Raw genomic sequence first — 914 nt, forward strand, 5'->3', positions numbered from 1 at the left:
TCGCCGGAAGGCCCGAACATCGGCCTGATCGGCTCGCTGGCCTCCTACGGCAGGCTGAACGCGTTCGGCTTCGTCGAGACGCCCTACCGCAAGGTCGTCGACGGCAAGGTGACCGACCAGATCGACTACCTGACCGCCGACGAGGAGGACCGCTTCGTCAAGGCGCAGGCCAACACGGCGCTCAACGCCGACGGGTCGTTCGCCGAGTCCCGCGTGTTGGTCCGCACCAAGGGCGGCGAGACCGAGCTCGCCCGCGCCGAGGAGGTCGACTACATCGACGTGTCACCGCGCCAGATGGTGTCGGTGGCGACCGCGATGATCCCGTTCCTGGAGCACGACGACGCCAACCGCGCGCTCATGGGCTCCAACATGCAGCGCCAGTCGGTGCCCCTGATCAGGAGCGAGGCGCCGCTGGTGGGCACGGGCATGGAGTACCGCGCGGCGACCGACGCCGGCGACGTCATCACGGCGGAGAAGGCCGGTGTCGTCGAGGAGGTGTCGGCCGACTACGTCACGGTGATGAACGACGACGGCACGCGGACGACCTACCGGGTGGCGAAGTTCAAGCGGTCCAACCAGGGCACCTGTTTCAACCAGAAGCCGATCGTGGCCGAGGGTGACCGGGTGGAGGTGAACCAGGTCGTCGCCGATGGTCCGTGCACCGATGACGGTGAGATGGCGCTGGGCAAGAACCTGCTGGTGGCGTTCATGCCGTGGGAGGGTCACAACTACGAGGACGCGATCATCCTTTCCCAGCGCCTGGTGCAGGACGACGTTTTGTCCTCGATCCACATCGAGGAGCACGAGGTCGACGCCCGCGACACCAAGCTGGGCCCTGAGGAGATCACCCGCGACATCCCGAACGTGTCGGAGGAGGTCCTGGCCGATCTGGACGAGCGGGGCATCATCCGCAT

At 66.8% G+C, this 914-nt stretch carries 1 pseudogene; it reads left to right on the forward strand.

Annotated elements, in window-relative coordinates:
- A pseudogene (locus IEY93_RS37475) lies at nucleotides 1-914 on the forward strand (DNA-directed RNA polymerase subunit beta); the annotation flags it as partial.

It is taken from the genome of Sphaerisporangium melleum, from assembly GCF_014646695.1.
GTDB classification, from domain to species: domain Bacteria; phylum Actinomycetota; class Actinomycetes; order Streptosporangiales; family Streptosporangiaceae; genus Sphaerisporangium; species Sphaerisporangium melleum.